Genomic DNA, 3178 nt, shown 5'->3' with positions numbered 1-3178 from the left:
CGAAGCTAGAAAACTTCGTGCAACAGCCCCTTTTCGTCAAAACAAACCGTTATTACGCGAACGAAACGACTTCCTCCGCCTCGTTCTCATCGGGGTAGACGGGCGCAGCAACCATGGTCTCAGCGACACGAACAGCCTCGGCTGTCGTACTCGTCGTGCGGTTCGACTGCTCTTCCTTTGCCTCCTGTACCGGTGCGTAGGCGCTGAGCACACGCTCGACGAGGGAGACCTTCTCACCGTCAGAGAGCGCTGCCGAGGTGGCAATCTCCTGCACGATGCCGACAACGACACCCGCACTCTGGCGGCGCGATGCCTTTGCATTCAGATCGGCAACCACATCAGTGAGGGCAGCGATGCGGTTCTCCTGCGAAGCATTGTTGAGGAGTGCCTCCGCAACCGTTTTCTTGCCCGATGCCATGTTTGCCTTATCATCCTTGGACAGCTCAGGGGTCGGCACTGGCTTCGGCGGCTCAGGCTGCGGCGTCGGCTTTGGCTCTGGCGTCGGCACCGGCTTCGGCGGCTCAGGTGCGGGCGGGATAGGTTTATCCGCACTCTGCACGGTGAACGATGTGAGCTCTTGCCCCGCCTTCGTTGCGTGAGAGGTCGCATCGCGCAAGAGTGTCCCCGTCGAGCCGTCCGTGCGGAGGGTGTCTGTGCCTGACAGTTCGATCTCAATATCATCTGCAGCAGTCAATGCACTCATGTCATTGAGGTCGATACTGCCCGCCGTGATGTCCATATTCCTGCCTTCCACTTTGGATTTCCACAGGGACAGCTTGCTATCCTTCGTCACCACAGCCTTATCCGTATATTCGTCATAGCTGTGTCCGGCCAAAATGCCAATTTTTCCGTTCGGCGCCTTAATTTCCGTGCCATTCAAAAGGGCTGCTGTTCCACTGATACTGCTGAACGCAAAGTTCGCAGGATCACTGCCATCCACAGTAATCTTCGTATTGTCGAGATAAACCGCACCTCCCTGCGTCAGCTTGGTCTTATCGCCGCGCTCCATCGTTCCCGCCTGCAGTTTGCCGCGAATGGCATTCAGCATCGTATTCTTCAGCGTAATCTGCCCGCTCCGAATACTGAAACGCTTTGCCTCCACCGTTAATCCATCTGCATTCAAGGCATTGACCGCACCCGTAGAAACAGTGCTTACCTCGTTGCCGTGTGCATCCTCCGCATAGTTCAGGCGTTTGATGGCGGCAGCGTAAACCTTCCCGACATCACGGATGTCCGCATGGTCAAGATTGACCGTATTGCCCATAATGCCAACATACTGATTCTTCATGCCGACACCGCGAATTTTTCCGTGGAACTGCACCTCGTTATTCGCCACCGTCGTTGTAATCTCCGTCTCACCCGACGGAACACGAGATCCAGCGACCACCTCCATCGCACCGCCTGATCCGTCACCAAGGTTAAACGTCACATCATTTCCAACCGTCACCTTACCGCCGCCGACAGCGACATCCGTCGAGCGGATCGTGCTTGTGCCGTCGATTGTGACCGTATGCTCAGGTGTCGACCGAAGGCTGTGCAGCTCGGTGGTGCTCGGTGTATGCGCCGTTTGATCGTATGGACTGTCCTCTCTCTCGACGGTCGTACCCGCCATGATCTGGGCAATCAGCGGCGTCTCAATCGTCGCTCCCGTCAAATACACCGTACCGCCCGTGAGCTTGACATCCTTTGCGTTGAGATCCGCCTGAATGATATAGGGATCCGACTCCCATGCGGGGCGTGTCACCTTGAGCGTCGAGTTCTTCACATTCAGTGCATTCGCCCCCGTGGTCGTGCGCGTCCCTTCGAGCTCAATCGGCGTCGCCCAATGACGATTCTTCATCGTGCGGTCAAGGGAGGAGATCGCCGAGACGTTCAGCGTCTTTTCCGTGTGAATGTTCGAGTTCAGGATGTTCACCGTACCGCCCGTGATCTCAAACCAGTGATACCCACCGTGCTGAGGTGTCATACCGTTGATTGTCACATTGTCAAGCGTGACGGAGTTATCCTTCCCTGCCGTAATCACCTGATGTTCCGTCGCCCCCGGCACATGATCAACGTCCCCCGTATTGCTCTCGGCGCTGCTTGCCGTGATCGTAAGGCGCGTCGAGTCGATGGTGCTGTTTTTCAGCTCGACCACACCCGCCTGAATATCTGTACTCTTCTTTTCACGGATTCTCAGTCCATCCGCGCGTACGATATTCTCGGGGCTGTACTCTATTTTCCAATACTGCTGCGCCGCAGTGCCGCGCTCATCGTCTTCGACCTTGGTCGCTGCGCCAAGGTTGATATCCGCGCGGTCACCGCTGATATCGGCACGATCCGCATTGACCGCATAGCCGAAAAGGCTGATCTCTGAGACACGAGAGTTGCCCGCATGCACCGTTCCGTGGAAGTCGACCGTATTGCCACGCTCCATCGTATCCCGCTCGTAATCGGTATCATTGTCCGAGCCGAATAGCCAGTGCAGCTCCTTTGCTGCAATGACTGTCAGCCGTGTATTCTGGGGATTATGGGAGGTGTCATCGAGGTTGAAGACGACACCGTCCGCAACATTCACCTGCCCGCCGAAGATATTCAGCTTGCGCCCAATCTCGAACTGTGCCCCCTGATCGACCGTGATCGCATGCGCACCGAGTGTCCCCTGACGGAGGAGTGTCTCCGTGTCAGTCTTCGTCACAACGCCGAGGGTAGAGAGGGTCAGCGTATTGACATCCAGCACAGCATTCCCGCCAATGTGGATGCCGTTCGGATTGACGAGCGCGATCTCACCGCCACCCGTCTGCCGCATCGTGCCGAGAATGTCGGATGCCTGTGCGCCCGTCACTTGATTGAGGAGCAGCTTGCCCGTCGGAATATTGAAATTCAGCGACTCGCCACTGCCGATGCCAAACGTCGCCCAGTTGATCACACTGTCCGTTGTCGCCCCGATGGTTGCGCCGCTCGCAACGGTCGAGAAGTCTGTACTGCCGCCGATGTTTACATCGCCCGACTGCACGACGCCGCCCGTCGGCATGGCAAGCGCCGAACTCGTGAGTGCAAGTGTAATCAGTGCCGCAAGGCTGCCGCGGCGCATTTTCTTCCTGAGATTCATTCCGTTCCTTCCTTTCGTTCCTTCCGATCGTCTATTGGCTTTCCCTCGTTCAAAGCGCCCCTTCCGTCACGCTGTCGCGTGCCACCT

General features: G+C 57.1%; 1 protein-coding gene. It reads right to left on the bottom strand.

Annotation, left to right across the window (positions count from 1 at the left end):
• Positions 1–52: 52 nt before the first annotated feature.
• The gene (locus tag HMPREF1992_RS02775; RefSeq protein WP_021684291.1) at positions 53–3091 is read right to left on the bottom strand and encodes a filamentous hemagglutinin N-terminal domain-containing protein; all 3039 of its coding nucleotides are present in this window, start codon (positions 3089–3091) and stop codon (positions 53–55) included.
• Positions 3092–3178 lie beyond the last annotated feature (87 nt).

The sequence above is a fragment of the Selenomonas sp. oral taxon 892 str. F0426 genome, assembly GCF_000468035.1.
Lineage (GTDB): Bacteria > Bacillota > Negativicutes > Selenomonadales > Selenomonadaceae > Centipeda.
Note: the sequence above shows the minus strand (reverse complement) of the source record. Positions and strands in the feature narration are given on the sequence as shown.